At 71.3% G+C, this 15,445-nt stretch carries 17 protein-coding genes; 11 read left to right on the top strand and 6 right to left on the bottom strand.

Annotated features, from left to right (window positions below):
- Positions 1 to 34 precede the first annotated feature (34 nt).
- Genes ACIRSS_RS33215 through ACIRSS_RS33205 form a run of 3 tightly spaced genes read left to right on the top strand, consistent with a single transcriptional unit; the run spans position 35 to position 3,580 of the window.
- Positions 35 to 1,339: a UDP-glucose dehydrogenase family protein gene (locus ACIRSS_RS33215; protein ID WP_400901737.1), complete on the top strand. Its 1,305-nt coding sequence runs from the start codon at positions 35 to 37 to the stop codon at positions 1,337 to 1,339.
- Positions 1,340 to 1,368: 29 nt separating this feature from the next.
- Positions 1,369 to 1,785: a VOC family protein gene (locus tag ACIRSS_RS33210; RefSeq protein ID WP_400901735.1), complete on the top strand. Its 417-nt coding sequence runs from the start codon at positions 1,369 to 1,371 to the stop codon at positions 1,783 to 1,785.
- Between the two features lie 28 nt (positions 1,786 to 1,813).
- Positions 1,814 to 3,580, top strand: coding sequence for a gamma-glutamyltransferase family protein (locus ACIRSS_RS33205; protein ID WP_400901733.1), 1,767 nt, complete (start codon positions 1,814 to 1,816; stop codon positions 3,578 to 3,580).
- On the opposite strand, the gene ACIRSS_RS33200 is transcribed toward ACIRSS_RS33205, so the two are convergent.
- The 5 genes from ACIRSS_RS33200 to ACIRSS_RS33180 are packed head-to-tail and all read right to left on the bottom strand — an operon-like array spanning position 3,577 to position 6,159.
- Positions 3,577 to 3,972: a hypothetical protein gene (locus ACIRSS_RS33200; protein ID WP_400901731.1), complete on the bottom strand. Its 396-nt coding sequence runs from the start codon at positions 3,970 to 3,972 to the stop codon at positions 3,577 to 3,579. The two genes, ACIRSS_RS33205 and ACIRSS_RS33200, sit on opposite strands and share 4 nt — an antisense overlap.
- 1 nt (position 3,973) lies before the next feature.
- Complete coding sequence (locus ACIRSS_RS33195; RefSeq protein WP_400901729.1) at positions 3,974 to 4,369, bottom strand: hypothetical protein; 396 nt, start codon at positions 4,367 to 4,369, stop codon at positions 3,974 to 3,976.
- A gap of 45 nt (positions 4,370 to 4,414) precedes the next feature.
- Positions 4,415 to 5,311: a VOC family protein gene (locus ACIRSS_RS33190; protein WP_400901727.1), complete on the bottom strand. Its 897-nt coding sequence runs from the start codon at positions 5,309 to 5,311 to the stop codon at positions 4,415 to 4,417.
- Positions 5,304 to 5,828: an RNA polymerase sigma factor gene (locus ACIRSS_RS33185; protein WP_086675029.1), complete on the bottom strand. Its 525-nt coding sequence runs from the start codon at positions 5,826 to 5,828 to the stop codon at positions 5,304 to 5,306. The genes ACIRSS_RS33190 and ACIRSS_RS33185 overlap by 8 nt, the downstream gene beginning before the upstream one ends.
- A 4-nt stretch (positions 5,829 to 5,832) precedes the next feature.
- On the bottom strand, positions 5,833 to 6,159 hold the full coding sequence (locus ACIRSS_RS33180) for a hypothetical protein (protein WP_400901725.1): 327 nt from the start codon (positions 6,157 to 6,159) through the stop codon (positions 5,833 to 5,835).
- Between ACIRSS_RS33180 and ACIRSS_RS33175 the strand changes: the two genes are divergently transcribed.
- Complete coding sequence (locus ACIRSS_RS33175; RefSeq protein ID WP_400901723.1) at positions 6,158 to 6,442, top strand: helix-turn-helix domain-containing protein; 285 nt, start codon at positions 6,158 to 6,160, stop codon at positions 6,440 to 6,442. The two genes, ACIRSS_RS33180 and ACIRSS_RS33175, sit on opposite strands and share 2 nt — an antisense overlap.
- 37 nt (positions 6,443 to 6,479) lie before the next feature.
- The gene (locus ACIRSS_RS33170) at positions 6,480 to 6,836 is read left to right on the top strand and encodes a Scr1 family TA system antitoxin-like transcriptional regulator (RefSeq protein ID WP_400901721.1); all 357 of its coding nucleotides are present in this window, start codon (positions 6,480 to 6,482) and stop codon (positions 6,834 to 6,836) included.
- Here the strand turns inward: ACIRSS_RS33170 and ACIRSS_RS33165 are convergent.
- Positions 6,802 to 8,226, bottom strand: coding sequence for an MFS transporter (locus ACIRSS_RS33165; protein WP_400901719.1), 1,425 nt, complete (start codon positions 8,224 to 8,226; stop codon positions 6,802 to 6,804). The two genes, ACIRSS_RS33170 and ACIRSS_RS33165, sit on opposite strands and share 35 nt — an antisense overlap.
- 101 nt (positions 8,227 to 8,327) lie before the next feature.
- Here ACIRSS_RS33165 and ACIRSS_RS33160 point away from each other — a divergent pair, with 101 nt between their 5' ends.
- From ACIRSS_RS33160 to ACIRSS_RS33135, 6 genes are all read left to right on the top strand, one after another.
- On the top strand, positions 8,328 to 9,164 hold the full coding sequence (locus ACIRSS_RS33160) for a helix-turn-helix transcriptional regulator (protein WP_400901717.1): 837 nt from the start codon (positions 8,328 to 8,330) through the stop codon (positions 9,162 to 9,164).
- A gap of 66 nt (positions 9,165 to 9,230) precedes the next feature.
- On the top strand, positions 9,231 to 10,337 hold the full coding sequence (locus ACIRSS_RS33155) for a sensor histidine kinase (RefSeq protein ID WP_400901715.1): 1,107 nt from the start codon (positions 9,231 to 9,233) through the stop codon (positions 10,335 to 10,337).
- The gene (locus ACIRSS_RS33150) at positions 10,334 to 11,002 is read left to right on the top strand and encodes a response regulator transcription factor (RefSeq protein WP_364463889.1); all 669 of its coding nucleotides are present in this window, start codon (positions 10,334 to 10,336) and stop codon (positions 11,000 to 11,002) included. The genes ACIRSS_RS33155 and ACIRSS_RS33150 overlap by 4 nt, the downstream gene beginning before the upstream one ends.
- 299 nt (positions 11,003 to 11,301) lie before the next feature.
- Positions 11,302 to 12,456 carry a hypothetical protein gene (locus ACIRSS_RS33145; protein WP_400901713.1) on the top strand — a complete coding sequence of 385 codons (1,155 nt, stop codon included), beginning with the start codon at positions 11,302 to 11,304 and terminating at the stop codon, positions 12,454 to 12,456.
- Positions 12,457 to 12,605: 149 nt separating this feature from the next.
- Positions 12,606 to 13,829, top strand: a complete 1,224-nt coding sequence (locus ACIRSS_RS33140; protein WP_400901711.1) for a hypothetical protein — start codon at positions 12,606 to 12,608, stop codon at positions 13,827 to 13,829.
- Positions 13,826 to 15,445, top strand: coding sequence for an SAM-dependent methyltransferase (locus ACIRSS_RS33135; protein ID WP_400901709.1), 1,620 nt, complete (start codon positions 13,826 to 13,828; stop codon positions 15,443 to 15,445). The genes ACIRSS_RS33140 and ACIRSS_RS33135 overlap by 4 nt, the downstream gene beginning before the upstream one ends.

Below are 15,445 nucleotides of genomic sequence, written 5' to 3'. Positions count from 1 at the left end.
GTCGTGGTCAACTCCGGCTGTCACCTTCAGCACCATGACGCCAGCTCGGATCGTGGTGGTAGGGACCGGTTACGTCGGCTTGACCACGGGGGCCTGCCTGGCCAGTCTCGGGCATTCCGTCACCTGCGTGGACGTCGACCGCGCGAAGGTGTCGCGCCTCGCCGCCGGGCGCGTGGACATCCTCGAACCGGGGCTGTCCGACCTGGTCACCCGCGGGCTCGCGGCCGGCCGCCTCCAGTTCGTCGTCGGCGCGCGGGACGCGGTCCGCGACGCCCAGGCGGTGTTCCTCTGCGTCCCGACGCCGATGGGTGCCGGTGGCTCGGCGGACCTGCGCGCGGTCGAGGCCGTGGCCGCCGAGATCGGGGACGTCCTGCCCGCCGGCTGTGCCCTGGTCACCAAGTCGACCGTGCCGGTCGGCACGTCGAAGCGGATCCAGGCGATGCTCGGCCGGGCCGACGTGCCGGTGGTGTCGAACCCCGAGTTCCTCCGCGAGGGCACCGCGGTCGCCGACTTCCTGGGCCCGGACCGGATCGTCGTCGGCTCGGACGACTTCGCGGCCGCGCACTGGGTCGGCGAGCTGTACGCCGAGCTCGACGCGCCGGTCGTCGTCGCCGACGCGGCCAGCGCCGAGCTGGTCAAGTACGCCGCGAACTGCTACCTCGCACTGAAGCTGTCCTACGTCAACTCGATCGCCGAGCTGTGCGAACGGCTCGGTGCCGACATCAACCTCGTCACCGAGGGCATGGGCTACGACCGCCGGATCGGCCGGACGTTCCTCAAGCCCGGCCCCGGCTGGGGCGGTTCGTGCCTGCCGAAGGACACGAGCGCGCTGGTCAAGGTGGCCGAGTCAGTCAACTACGACTTCAAGATGCTGACCTCGGCGATCGACGAGAACATCGCCCAGCGCGACCGGATCGTCGCGAAGATCGCCGGCGCGGTCGGCGGCACGCTGGCCGGCGCGCGGATCGGCGTGCTGGGCCTGGCCTTCAAGGCGGGCACGAACGACCTGCGCGACTCGCCCGCCCTCGCCGTGGCCTCGGTGCTGTGCGCGCTGGGCGCCGACCTGGTCGCCTACGACCCGGCCGTCGACGGCGAGATCGCCGGGATGACCGTCGTCGACGACGCCTACCAGGTCGCCAAGGACGCGGACGCCGTCGTCGTGCTGACCGAGTGGGCCGAGTTCAAGCACCTCGACTGGGCCGCGATGGCCGAGCTGATGGAGGGCATCGACGTCGTCGACACGCGGAACCTGCTCGACCCGCGGGTGATCGTCGACGCGGGCCTGTCCTGGCAGGGCGTCGGGCGGCCGCGGGCGGCGGCGAAAATCAAGGTGTCTTGACCGGGTAGCGCTGGCTACGATCCGAAATCGTGCCAGTATCCGTATCCGTCGAACTCAACCACCTGATCGTCCCGTCCCGGAACAACCGGGAATCCGCCGAATTCCTGGCGACCCTGCTCGGCCTCGAGGTCGGGGAAGAATGGGGTCCGTTCATCCCCGTCGAGACGCGCAACGGCGTCCGGCTGGACTTCGCGAGCGTCCCCGAAGCGGACCTTCGCCTGCAGCACTACTGCTTCCTGGTCCCCGAAGACGACTTCGACGCCGTCTTCGCGCGGCTCGTCGAATCGGGCGTGACCTATTTCGCCGACCCGCGGATGCAGCAAGCCGGCGAAATCAACCACAACCACGGCGGCCGGGGCGTCTACTTCTTCGATCCCGGCGGCAACGGGATGGAGATCATCACGCAGCCGTACGAGCCGGACCGGCGGCGGCCGTCGGCTTGGTAGTTCCTTAGCTTTGCGTACTATCGGGGGCATGTTCACGACGAGGCCGGAGCTCGCCGGCACCTTCGGGATGGTGGCATCGACGCACTGGCTGGCCTCGGCCACCGGGATGGCGGTGCTGGAGGACGGCGGCAACGCGTTCGACGCGGCGGTCGCCGCCGGGTTCGTCCTGCAGGTCGCCGAGCCGCACCTGTGCGGGCCGGCGGGCCAGGTACCCGGCCTCTTCGTGACGGCGGACGACCCGACCCCGCGGGCGCTGGCCGGCCAAGGCCCGTCGCCCGCGGGGGCCACCGTCGCGCACTTCGCGTCGCTGGGGCTCGAGCTGATCCCGGGCAGCGGCCTGCTCCCGGCGACCGTCCCCGGCGCGTGGGACGCGTGGCTCCTGCTGCTGCGCGACTACGGGACGAAGCCGCTGCGCTCGGTGCTGTCGTACGCGATCGGCTACGCGCGCAACGGCGTCCCGCTGGTGTCGCGGGTCGGCGACACGATCAGCGCGGTGTCCGGGTTGTTCACCGAGCACTGGCCGACGTCGGCGGCCCTGTGGATGCCGGACGGCAAGCCGGCGTCCGGCCTGCACCGGAACCCGGTCCTGGCGGACACGTGGGAGCGCCTGCTGCGCGAAGCGGAGTCAGTTTCGGGACGGGAAGCGCAGCTCGACGCAGGACGTCGGGCCTGGTCACAGGGGTTCGTCGCCGAAGAGATCGAGAAGTTCAGCCGCCAGGCGTTCCGCGACGACTCCGGCCGCGACCACGCGGGCCTGCTGACCGGAGACGACCTGGCGTCCTGGTCGGCGACGTACGAGGAACCGGCGTTCGTCGACGTCGACGACTGGCGCCTGGTCAAGATGGGCGGCTGGACGCAGGGCCCGGCGCTGCTGCAGCAGGCGCTGCTGCTGCACGGCTTCCGCGACGAGCTGTCCTATGTGGACGGAATTCCGTCGGAACGCACGGTGCACCTGGCGACCGAAGCGGCGAAGCTGGCCTTCGCGGACCGTGAGGCCTGGTACGGCGACACGGACGTGCCGCTGGACGTGCTGCTGTCGGCGTCTTACACGGACTCCCGCCGCGCGCTGATCGACGACACGGCGTCTCCATCGCTGCGGCCAGGCGACGCCCGCGGCCCGGCGCGTCTCCCGGCGATCCTGGACTCGCTGCAGGGAGTTCAGGCGGAGGGCGGCGCGACAGGCGAGCCGACGGTGGGTCCCCAGGGTCAGACGCGCGGCGACACGGTCCACCTGGACGTCGTCGACGCGGCGGGCAACTTGGTGTCGCTGACGCCGTCGGGTGGCTGGCTGCAGTCGAGCCCGACGATCCCGTCGCTGGGCTTCTGCCTGGATTCGCGCGGCCAGATGTTCTGGCTGGAGGAGGGACTGCCGAACTCCCTGGCGCCGCGCAAGCGCCCCCGCATCACGCTGTCGCCGTCGCTGGCCCTGCGCGACGGAGTCCCGACGCTGGCGTTCGGCACCCCGGGCGGCGACCAGCAGGACCAGTGGCAGCTGTGCTTCTGGCTGGCCCACGTGTACGGCGACCTGAACCTCCAGGAGTCGATCGACTCACCGGCCTGGCACACGACGGCGTTCCCGAGTTCCTTCTACCCGCGCTCGTGGAACCCGCGCGAGCTGGTGGTGGAGTCCCGGCTGGGTGAGTCCACATTGGACGCGCTGCGAGAGCGAGGCCACTCGCTGATCGACGCGGGCGACTGGGCCCTGGGCCGGTTGTCGGCGGTGTCCCGCTCGAACGGCTTGGTGCGCGCGGCGGCGAACGCCCGAGGAATGCAGGGCTACGCAGCCGGCCGTTAGAGGGCGAGCGAGGCCCAACCCCCACCCTCGGCGAGCAAGGTACGTACGCCTTGAGCGTGATCGGCGAACCCGGCGAGATCCCGGTGCAGCATCTCGGCCCGTTCGTCGTCGAGCGGCAGGAAGTCGCCCTGCCACAGCTTCCACGTCCAGCTCGCGGCGAGGTACATCGACCGCAGCAGCGCGGCGACCTCGGCGCCCTGCGAACCCCCGGCGGCCAGGTAACCGGCGAGGATCTCGTCACACGCGCCCATCAGCTCCCGCAGCCCCCGCACCGCCTCGGCGGGAGTGCCGTCCCAGCCGGGGCGGGGCCACGCGCTCGACCCGAGTTCGAGCCACAACCGCCAGCCCGCGGTCAGCTCGTCGTGGTCACGCGGCACCCATTGCCCGGCCATGTCAAAGCCGCAACGAGGACCAGCCGCCGCCCTCGGCGAGCAATGTGCGCACGCCGAGAGCGTGGTCGGCGAAGCCGGCGAGGTCGCCGTGCAGCAACGCCATCCGCTCGCCGTCGAGTGGTGTGGTGTCGTCCGACCACAGCTCGCAGATCCAGCTGGCGGCCAGGTGCATCGACCGCACCAACCCGGCGACCTCGGCGTCGGCCGATCCACCTGCGGCCAGGTACTCGGTGAGGATCCGATCGCAGGAGCCGACCAGCTCGCGGAGCCCGCGCACGGCTTCGTCCGGGGTGCCGTTCCACCCCGGCCGCGGCCACGCGCTCGACCCGAGTTCGAGCCACAACCGCCAGCCCGCGGTCAGCTCGTCGTGGTCACGCGGCACCCATTGCCCGGCCATGCTTCGAGTGTGCGCCCGAACGCATGGCCCGGCGGATGGGATTCCTCACTGCGCCGGCTGCTGCCAGAGGTAGAACTCGATGCCCTGGTTGTCCGTGCAGTCGGCCGTCAGCCCGTATGGGTGGTTCTCCACCTCGCCCGCCTGGCCGCCCTGCTCCCGCACCCGCGCGAGCGCCGCGGACAAGTCGTCGACCGCGTACATCAGCTTCCAGCCGACCTGGCGGCCCGGGCCGCCCCAAAGCCCGCCTTGCAGGCCGTGGCCCTGGATGTTCCACGCCGTCTCCTGCGAGCCCGGCGTGAACTCCCAGCCCAGGACCGCGCCGTAGAACGTCTTCGCCGGTGCGTCGTCCGGGACCTGGAACGTGAAGTACATGGCCTCGCCCTGCTTCGGCGAGGCAGAGGCAGAGTCGGCGGCCTTGGGCGCGGCCTGCGAAACCAGCCAGCGCTGGCCGAACGGGTCGCGGAACGAGCCGCCTCGCCCGTACGGCGAGTCGCTCACCGCGCGGATCAGTGTCGCGCCCAGCTCCAGGGCGCGGTTCACCGAAACGTCCGCGTCCGGCACCTCCACCCGTACCGACGCGCCGCCGTCCCGCGGGGCGACGTGCCCGATCTCCGGGTACTCCTCGGCGAGCATCAGCACCGCGTCGCCGATGGCCAGTTCGGCGTGTCCGATGCGGCCGTCGTCCATCAGGATCGGCTCGCCCCGGCGCACCGCGCCGAACACCTCGACGTAGAAGTCGAGCGCGGCCCGCGCGTCGGACACCGCGAGGTACGGCGTCAGCGAGCGCAGTTCGGCGTTGGTGGCCGGTGCCTCGGTAGTGGTCGTCATATCGGCTCCGTTCAAGATGACGCGACGCAGGTTGTCGCGCAGTTCGGCGGCGAAGTCCGGGTCGGGCTCGACCCGCGCGGAGGGCCGGCGAAGCGCGTCGAAAGGCTCAGGCATCGCGACCCTCCTTCTCCTCGTAGGCGCGCCGGAACGCGGCACGGGCCCGCACGAGCAACGCCTCCGTGGCGTGCACGCTGCGCCCCAGGTGGCCGGCGACTTCGGGTACGCCGAGGCCGTCGACGTACCGCAGGGTCAAGGCCGCGCGGTGGTGCGACCCGAGGGACTCGAGCACCTGTCTCGCGCGCAGGGCGTCGAGCCGCTCGTCCCACGGGTCGTCGACGTCCGGCTCGCTGTCGTGCACCAGCCGCAGTCCGCGTTCCTCACGTTCTTTGCGCCGCCAGTGGTCGGCGAGCTTGTGCCGGGCGACGCCGATCAGCCACCCGGTGCTCACTGGAGGTGCGTACTCCTTGCGACAGGCGGCGACCGCCCCGAGGAACGTCTCGGACGTCAGCTCCTCGGCGAGCGTGCGGTCACCGCACCGGGACAGCAGGTACCCGTAGACCTCCGGCAGCGCGGTCTCGTAGAGGCCGAGCAGCGCGAAGGCCGGGTCCGGTCGTACCCGAGGTTCCGTCACACCCTCATAGTCGTCCGGCGCGCGGCTTTTCCGACGGGTGAACTTTCGCTTTTTTCGGCGGCCACGTCACCCGGATGGTGACGACGTGGTCCCGCCGCCCCGGGAACAGCCGGTAGACGCTGACGACGAACGTCCCCGGCTCGGCGCGCTTGCGGGACAGGTAGTCGTGCGCGCAGGCGGTCCCGTACCGGACGGTCCAGCCCTGGTACCGCTCGCTGCGGTGCTCCAGGACGAACCCCATGTCGTCGACGAGTTCGGTGTATTCGTGCACCCGCGAGCCGTCGGCCTCGCGCCGGTACTCGAGCTCGTGGGGGTAGCCGTACCTGTCCATGACCTGCAGGTTCTCGACGCAAGTCAGCGCGACACGGCCCGCACTCGGGAATCCCACATCGGCACACCCGGCCTACCGGCGACGCCAGCTCGGCCGCACCCTGCGCAAGCTACGCGAGGCGGCCGGGCTGAGCCAAGAGGACGCGGGCCGCCCGCTGCGGTTCTCGACGTCGAAGATGAGCCGGATCGAGCAGGGGTTCATCCCGGGCTACAACGACTTCCTGGCGTTGCTCGACCGCTACGGCATCATCAGCTCGGACTACGCCAAGGAAAAGGGCTGGTGAGTTCGCGGCTGGCGAGCTGCCGAACGTCGAGATCCAAGTGCTGCCGCAGGCCGTCGGCTCGCACGATGGCCTCTACAGCAACTTCATCCTCGCGCGCTTTCCCGACCGGGCGGAGCCCGACTTGGCTTATCTCTCTTACGGTTTCGGCTCGCTTCAGATCGAGAAGGAGGCGGAAGTTCGCGCTGCCAGGCTGACTTTCGACCATCTCGCCCTGGATCACGAGGACTCGCGCAAGCTCAACGATGACTGCGTGGAGGTGGCGTTCATCGGCAAAGCCGTAGCCACCCGGGACTCGAAAGCCCCCGCGGCCGGGGCACTCGAAGTGCCGCCGGCCGCGTGGTCCGCCTTCCTCGCCACCGTCACACCCGGGGGTCCGGCAACCGCCGTGCGGTGATCGCGACCACCACCCCCAGCAGCGCCACCACCCCGATCACCCACGCGAACGCGCCCCGGCTGCCCAGCGAGCCCGACAGCTCCGCGTACAAGCTCCCCAGCACCGCCACTCCCAGCGCCAGCGATGTCTGCTGGTTCGTCGTCATCACCCCGGAACCCACGCCGGCCAGGTCCGTCGGCACGTGGGACAGCACGATCCGGAACAACGTCGTCGACGCCAGGCCGTTGCCCACGCCGATCGCCACCATCGCCGGGGCCAAGTCGAGAATGGTCACGTTCGGCCAGGCCGCCAGCGTCGTGCACAGCAGCGCCACCATGCCGAGCACCACGATGGCTCCGCCGACCGGCACGACCTTCTGCCCGTAGCGCGCCACCAGGCGGCTGCTCAGCATCGACACCGTGAAGTACGCGACCGCCGTCGGGGTCAGCGCGCCGCCCGCACCGAGCGGGCCGAAGTGCAGACCCTCCTGCAACGTCATCGCGAACACGAACATGAACGAGCCGAACGCGACGAAGAACGGCACCGCCACCATCAGTCCGCGCCGCACGCTCGGCAGCCGCATCACCGACGGCGGCAGCAGCGGCGTGCCACCCCTGCGCTCCAGACGTCGTTCGGCGTGCACCAGAGCCGCGGCCGAAAACGGCGACAGTGCCAGCAGCACGATCGACCACGCCGGCCAGCCCAGCGCGCGGCCCTCCATCAGCGGAACCAGCAACGACAGCAGAGTGGTCGCCAGCAACAGCGTCCCCAGCCGGTCGATGCCCAGCGGGTTGTGCGCGCGGCTCTCCGGCAGGCGACGCGCCAGCAGCAGCACCACCAGCCCGATCGGCACGTTCAGCAGGAAGATCGGCCGCCAGCCGGTGCCGAACAGGTCCGCCGCCACCAGCGCGCCGCCCAGCAGCTGCCCGACAACCGTCGACAAACCGCCGGTCGCACCGAAGAGCCCCAGGGCTCGCGAACGCTCTTCGCCGGACGTCGTCGCCTGGATGATCGAGAGCACCTGCGGCAGCAGCAACGCCGACGCCGCCCCCTGCGCGGCGCGGGCGATCACCAGCGTGGTCGCCGTCGGGGCGATTCCGCAGGCCAGGGACGTCAACGTGAACAGCCACAGGCCGACGAAGAACAGCCGCCGCCGGCCGAACGAGTCGCCGAGGCGGCCGCCGACCACCAGCAGGACCGCGTACGCGATGCCGTACGCCGCCACCACCAGTTCCAGGGTGGCCGTGGACGCGTGCAGGTCGGCATCGATCGTCGGGAGCGCGACGTTGACGATGAAGAAATCGATGATGGGCAGTGCCGCCCCCAGCAGCACCGTGACCAGGCCGGCGGGGGTCAGCCCCGGCCGGGCCGGGGCGCCGGACGTGATCGGCGCGAGTTCAGTCGTGGTCATGACTACTACGATCAACCCGAAGCCAAACTAGTACCAGTTGCTGTTTATCCAGGTATCACCACTACCTGGTACCAGGTTCGGGCTTGTGCGATCCTGGCACCATGACCACCGCCGTCGAATCCGAATTCCGCCGTCAGGAGCTGGCGAGGTTCCTGCGCAGCCGGCGTGAGCGGATCACCCCCGAGCAGGTCGGTCTCCCGCTGCACGGCCGCCGCCGGACGCCGGGGCTGCGCCGTGAAGAGGTCGCACAGCTCGCCGGCGTCGGGGTCACCTGGTACACGTGGCTCGAGCAGGGCCGCGACATCAACGCGTCCGAGCAGGTGTTGCAGGCGATCGCGCGCACGCTGCGCCTCGACCCGCACGAGCACACGCACCTCTTCCGGCTGGCCGGCGCGCCCGAGCCGGAGAGCGACAAGGACTGCCGCCAGGTCGTCTCGCCGCAGCTGGAGATGATGCTGAAGAAGCTCGAGCCGTACCCGGTCGCGGTGCGCAACGCCCGCTGCGACCTGCTCGGCTACAACCGCGGCTACAGCTGGCTGATGGGCGACGTCGACGCGATCCCGTTCGAGGACCGCAACACCCTGGTCCAGTGCTTGCTCAACCCGGAGTGGCGCAAGCGGATGCTCGACTGGGACACGAACATCCCGCGCGTGATCGCGTCCTTCCGCGCGGCGATGGCCGAGCACGTCGCCGAGCCGGCGTGGAAGAACCTGGTCAAGCGGCTGAAGGCCGAGTCGCCGCTGTTCGCCGAGCTGTGGCCGCACCACGACGTCAACTCCGAGCCCATCCGCACCAAGCGCTACCTGCACCCGGACGTCGGCCTGCTGCGGTTCAACTTCACGTACCTCTACTACGGCCGCCGCTCGGAGATCACGATGTCGACCTACACCCCGGCCGACGAGGAGACGGCGGCGAAGCTGCCCCTCATGTTCGACTGACGACGTACGCCGGGAGCGCGCTCCGAGACGGACGCGCCGCCGCGCCGCGACCGGTAGTTTCGCGGCATGAGAAGGCCGCCGTGGGCAGGACGCTTGGCGCGCACCGTCGTCGTCCTGGTCTTCGTGATCGGGGCGACCAGTGCGTCGTCGCGGTGGCAGCCCGGGGCGTCGCCGTTGCCGCCGGCCGGGTTCGCCTGGCTCGCGGCGACCGTCCTCACGCTGCTGTTCGTCCACCGCTTCCCGCTGACGCTCTTCCTGGTCACGGCCGCTTCCGCGTTCGGCTACTACTCGTCGGGCTTGCCCGGCGGGCCGGTCATCCTGGTACCGACCATCGCGTTGTTCGTGCTCACCCGGCAACGCGGGCCGCTCACCGCGGGCATCACCGGCAGCTGCGCGCTCGCTGCCGCGTACGTCTGGCACGTCATCGTGACGAGGTCGTTCACGCTGGAAGCGGGGGCCGCGTTCCTCGTCGTCTGGCTGACCGCCGTCATCGGGGTCGGGACCGCCGTCCGGTACCAGCTCGACGCGCTCGCCGCGCGGCGCGAGCAGGCCGACGAGCACCGGCACCGGCTCGCCGAGCAGGAACGGCTGCGGATCGCCCGCGAGGTCCACGACGTCGTCGCGCACAGCCTCGCCATGATCAACGTGCAGGCGGGCGTCGCCGCGCACGTCGCCGACCGGCGGCCCGAGCAGGCGAAAGAGGCGCTGTTGAACATCAAGGCGGCCAGCGCGTCCGCGCTCAAGGACCTGCGCGCGACCCTGGCTGTGCTGCGCTCGGGCGAGGACAAGGCGCCCGCGCCGAGCCTCGCGCAGGCCGCCGAGCTGCTGGACCACGCGCGTGACGCCGGGCTCACGGTCGACGTGCACGGCGAGGCCGGTGACCTCCCGGCGCCGGTCGACGCGGCCGCGTACCGGATCCTGCAGGAGTCGCTGACGAACGTCGTCCGGCACGCTGACCAGCCAAAACACGTGAACGTCCGGTTCGAACGCCAAAATGGGGTCTTCTCGGTCAAGGTCCGCGACGACGGCCGCGGCACCGCCCAGCCGACGCCGGGCCACGGCCTGAGGGGCATGTCCGAACGCGCCGCCGCCCTCGGCGGGCGGTGCACCGCCGGGCCGGTCGACGGCGGTTTCGAAGTGTGCGTCGAGCTACCGATCGAGGGGGAAGCATGATCCGCGTCCTGCTGGCCGACGACCAGGTCCTGGTCCGCGCCGGGTTCCGCGTGCTGCTGGAGACCGAAGACGGCTTCGAGGTCGTCGGCGAGGCCGGCGACGGCGAGCAGGCGGTCGCCGGCGCGGTCGAGCACAAGCCGGACATCGTGGTGATGGACGTCCGGATGCCCGGCGTCGACGGCCTCGAAGCCACCCGCCGGATCACCGCGAACCCCGACCTCGCGGGGACGAAGGTGCTGGTCTTGACCACTTTCGACGTCGACGAGTACGTCTACGAGGCCTTGCGCGCGGGCGCGAGCGGGTTCCTGCTCAAGGACACCGAGCCGGTCGAGCTGCTGCGCGCGCTGCGGGTCGTGGCGAGCGGGGAGGCGCTGCTGGCGCCGACGGTCACGCGCCGGCTGATCCAGGAGTTCGTCGGCCGCCCGGAGAACCGGCGCATCGACACGAGCGCCGTCCGCGAGATCACCGACCGCGAGCGCGAGGTGCTGGGCCTGGTCGCGGGCGGCATGTCGAACGACGAAATCGCGGCCCACCTGGTGATTTCGACGGCGACGGCCCGCACCCACGTCAGCCGCATCATGACGAAGATCGGCGCCCGCGACCGGGCGCAGCTGGTGGTGCTGGCCTACGAGTCGGGCCTGGTCACCCCACGTCACTCCGCCTGACCCGGCGCACCACGCGGAACGTCCGCACCAGGAAAACGACGGCGAGGACACCGACCAGGCAGATCCAGATCACGGTGCCTCCTCTCCGGGCCGATGCTCTGCTCAGAAGGCGCACGACAGTGGGACGGCGTTCACCGACACGGCCGAAGTCACACCTTCGGGCTAAGTAACCGGGCACTCACGGAAGGCTCCCCAAAGCCCCCTTCTTCCGCTACGTTGCGGATCAACCGCAAACGGCAACCTCGCAGGTCGGCCCTTCGTGCCAGACTGATGCCCCGAACGGTGGATGGGGGTCGAACATGAGCTGGCAGGAAGATCTGCGCCGACTCGACGCAGACCTGGCAGCCGGGCGAATCGAGCCCGCGACGCACCGCAAGCAACGGGACGAACTCCTTGCCGCCGCCTCCGGCTCCACCGTGCCGTCGCCGGTGCCTTCGCCGCTGCGCCGGCCGGGTGGACAGCGCTCGTGGCAGAGCACGAACCCCGCGTCCGCCCCGCCGGCCGAGCCGGTTCCCGCGCCGCGGCCCGTGTCGAAACCGGTGACCCCGCAGGAACGCCCCTGGATGCGGACCCCGCAGGCGGCGAAGACGCCGGCGCCGAGCGGGATCCCCGCCCTGCCGGACCACATGACCACCGCGCCGAGCCCGGCCGACATCGTCCCGACCCGGTACCTGCGCGTCGACGGCCACGTGCCGGTGCCGCCGCCGCTGAGCCGGTTCCCGCCGGTCGCGGGGGACGCCGGTGCGCCGACGGGCCCGGAAGCGGAGCCCGGCAGGCACCGGTTCCCCGGCCGCGAAGACGGGCAGGGCCGTCCCGTCTGGCTGTTCCTCACCCTCGGGGTGGTGGTGGTCCTCGTGCTGGTCGTCGGCGGCACCTACTGGCTCGGCACCCGGACCGACAACCACTCCGACGCCGCGCTGCCGCTGGTGCCGACCACCGCGGCGCCGACGAACGGCGCCATCGATCCGCAGATCCCGCTCGACCAGCGGCTGCCGGCGCTGCCGGGCAAGCCGAACGACGCCGATTCGACGATGTCGATCGACAAGGCGCTCGAGGCGAAGGTCATCACCGAAGCCGACGCCAAGCAGCTCCAGTCCCACAACGCCAAGGAGATCATCTTCCGCGCGTCGTCCGACTTGGCCAAGCCGCGCAACGGCAACCTGCTGATGGCGATCCCGACGCTGTCCGTCTTCGACGCGAAGCACCTCGCGGCGGGACTGCGGAACAACCTCTCCGGGGCGCACCTGGCCGCCACCCAGATCGGCCCCACCGACAACGACCTGATGTACACGCAGCGGGGGACCGACGGCTGGGTCGCCATTCTCTGGTACTCCTCGGGCGCCGTCGTGGTGGGAGTCGGCGTTTCCCAGCGGGAAACCGGGGATTCCGCCGAGCTGCAAGCCCGGCTCAAGGCGATTCGCGACACCGTCGCGACCGTCCTGCCACCCGGCTGAACAGGCGGTCGCGGAAGCCCGGATAACAAATCGACCCGCAGGTCGGCCGGGGCGGCCTGAAGTGCACAATGTGCATGGCATTCGACAGGCGAAGTCGGGTCGGCCCGTGGCCGGCCGATCGGACCGGAACCGGAATAAGGGGGCTCCTGGTGTCCTGGCAGGAGGAGCTGCGTCGGCTTGACGAGGAGCTCGCGGCGGGGAAGCTTTCCGCGGACGATTACCGCCTCCGGCGCGACCAGGTACTTTCCTCGGCCGTCGGCGTGGAGAACAGGCAGCCGCCGCCGCAGACGCCGTCCAGCGCGGACGAGACCCAGGTGATCAGCCCGGTCAGCCCGCCCGGCGGCGTTCCGCAGCCGAACCAGGGGGGCGACGCCGAGCGCACCCAGGCGGTGTCGTGGCACCCGCAGCAGGCCCAGCCCGGTGCTCCCGGGGCGACCGCCTACGTGCCGCAGTCGCAGCCGTTCTCGCCGTCCGGCGGGTTCCCGGCGGCGCAGCCGGCCGGCGACGACAGCCCCGAGCGGACCCAGGTGGTCCGCAACACCGGCGAGTACCAGCCGAACTACGGCGAATACACGCAGCAGCAGCCGCCCGCGCAGCCGGGCTGGAACCAGGTGCCACCGGGAGCGGCCGCACCGCCGTGGGGCGGCGCCGATCCCGCCGGACCGCACGGTTCGAACGACCTGAACTGGATGCGCCAGGGCCCCGAGTCCTACTTCGAGACGAAGAGCGGGTCCGGCAAGAAGAAGGGCATCGTCATCGTCGCGGCGGTGCTGGTCGTCCTGCTCGCCGGCTTCGCCATCTGGTGGTTCGGCCTGCGCAGCGACTCGAACTCCGTCGCGAACCCGACCACGTCGAACAACCCGACGTCCGCGCCGTCGACCAGCGCCCCGCCGCCGAGCATCGCGCCGACCCGCGTGCCGCCGATGCCGGGCAAGGCCAGTGAGAAGAACGGCACGATGAGCGTCGACGACGCCGTCGACAAGGAGTTCCTCACCGCGGCCGACGCGACCGCGATCAAGTCCACCGGCTCGGCGTACGTCACCTGCCAGGCGTCGACCAACACGCCGTTCGACTACACCGTCGTGCTGGTGAACACCAAGAGCGTCGACGACGCGAACCGCCTCGCGGAATCCATGCAGAAGCCGGCGCCGAGCACGAGCCTAAAGCCGGTCGCCGACCACGCCGGGCTCCCGCAGTCGGTCTCGGTCTTCAAGGCGGTCCTGTCCGACCACACGACCTACCGCGCGGTTTACGTCTCCGGCGCCGCCGTGCTGCGCGTGGACGTCAACCAGGCTCCCGCCACGGACACCGCCGTGACCAAGGAGTTCCAGGGCGTCATGAAGGCGATGCTGGAGAACGTTCCGAACTCGTGACCGGTGTCCAGGCGACCACGCCGCTGCGGTCCCTCGTCGACCACGACGAGCACGGCTGCACGGTGCTCTCCGACGGCGTCTCGGACTACGCCGACGGGGCCGAGGACATCGTCACGGCGTTGCTGGAGAACGCGCAGGACCGCGGGTCGCTCAGCGACGAGCTGACCCTCGCCGCGCGCACCTGGCCCGAGCGCTACCACCTCGACCACGGCCGGGCGAACGTCCTGCGCGGCCTGCGGTTGCCGGCGGGGGCCACGGTGCTCGAGATCGGCTGCGGCACCGGCGCGGTGACCCGCTACCTCGCCGAGAGCTGCGGGTCCGTGGACGCCGTCGAGCCGGTGCTGAGCCGTGCGCGGGGTGCCCGGGCCCGGACCCGCGGCTTCGGTGACGTCGAGGTTTTCGTCGGTGGCATCGAAGACGTTCCCGCGGCCGAGGCCTACGACGTCGTGATCGTCGTCGGCGTGCTCGAGTACGTGGGTGCGGGCGGCGCCGCCGACGACCCCTACGTCAGCTTCTTGCGCGCGGCGCACGCGCGGCTGCGCCCGGGCGGGACGCTGGTGCTCGCGATCGAGAACCAGCTGGGCGTCAAGTACCTGTGCGGGGCGGCCGAAGACCACACCGGCATCCCGTGGGACGGCGTCGCCGGGTACCCGGCGGGCGGTGTCGCGCGGACCTTTTCCCGCAAGCGGCTCCTGGACCTGGTCGGCCGCGCCGGGTTCGCCGGATCGACCGTGCTCGGGGCGTTCCCGGACTACAAGCTGACGCGCGCCCTGCTCTCCGACGAGCTGCTCACGACCCAGCCGCGGCTGGCCACGCAGCTGCCCGGCTTCCCCAGCCCGGACTGGGCGGGCGGCGGCAACCGCGTGGTGGACGAGCAGCGCGTGTGGCATGAGCTCGTCGACGCCGGATTGGCCGCGCACCACAGCAATTCGTTCCTCGTGCTGGCCGCGAAGGACGGCGCCGAGGGCCTCTGGCCGGCTGGCGCGCTGGCGGTCTTCTTCAGCACGGACCGGGCCGCCGACTTCTGCACCCGGTCGGTCGTCGAGCGCGACGGCGACGTCCTGCGCGTGCGCCGGACGCCACTGGCCGCGCACCCCGGCGCCGCGCACGGCGTCCGCATAGTGTCCACAGTGGACGAAGTGTTCGACGCGCCGACCGTGCTCGAGCTCGCGGAAGCGGATCCCGCGCGGTGGACCGAACTGTTCGCCGGCTGGCGCGACCTCGTCGTCGCCCGGGCCGCGGAGCTCGGCCCGCGGCTGTGGGACCTGACGCCGCAGAACCTGCTCGTGACCCCGTCCGGGCTCGAGCCGATCGACCTCGAATGGTCGGTCGACGGGTGCACGGCGGCCGACGTCCTCGCCCGCGGCGTCCTGATCACCGCCGACGAGCTGGCGCGCGGCGGCCACGCGCCGGGCCCGACCGTCGGGGACGTCGTGCGCGACCTGTGCCACCGGCTCGAGCTCGACGAAGCCGCGGTCCTGGAAGCCACCGCCGTCGAAGCCCGCTTCCAGGTGGTCCGCCAGGCCGGCCGCTGCGACGCCGGTTACCTGGCCGAGCGGACCACCGAGCTGCGCCAGGCCTGGACCGACCGGCTCGCCGAGCCGGTCGCCGGCTGA

The sequence above is a fragment of the Amycolatopsis sp. NPDC101161 genome (genome assembly GCF_044768185.1).
In the GTDB taxonomy this organism is placed as follows: Bacteria; Actinomycetota; Actinomycetes; order Mycobacteriales; family Pseudonocardiaceae; genus Amycolatopsis.
The sequence above is the reverse complement of the archived record's forward strand: the minus strand, read 5'-3'. Positions and strand labels throughout refer to the sequence as shown.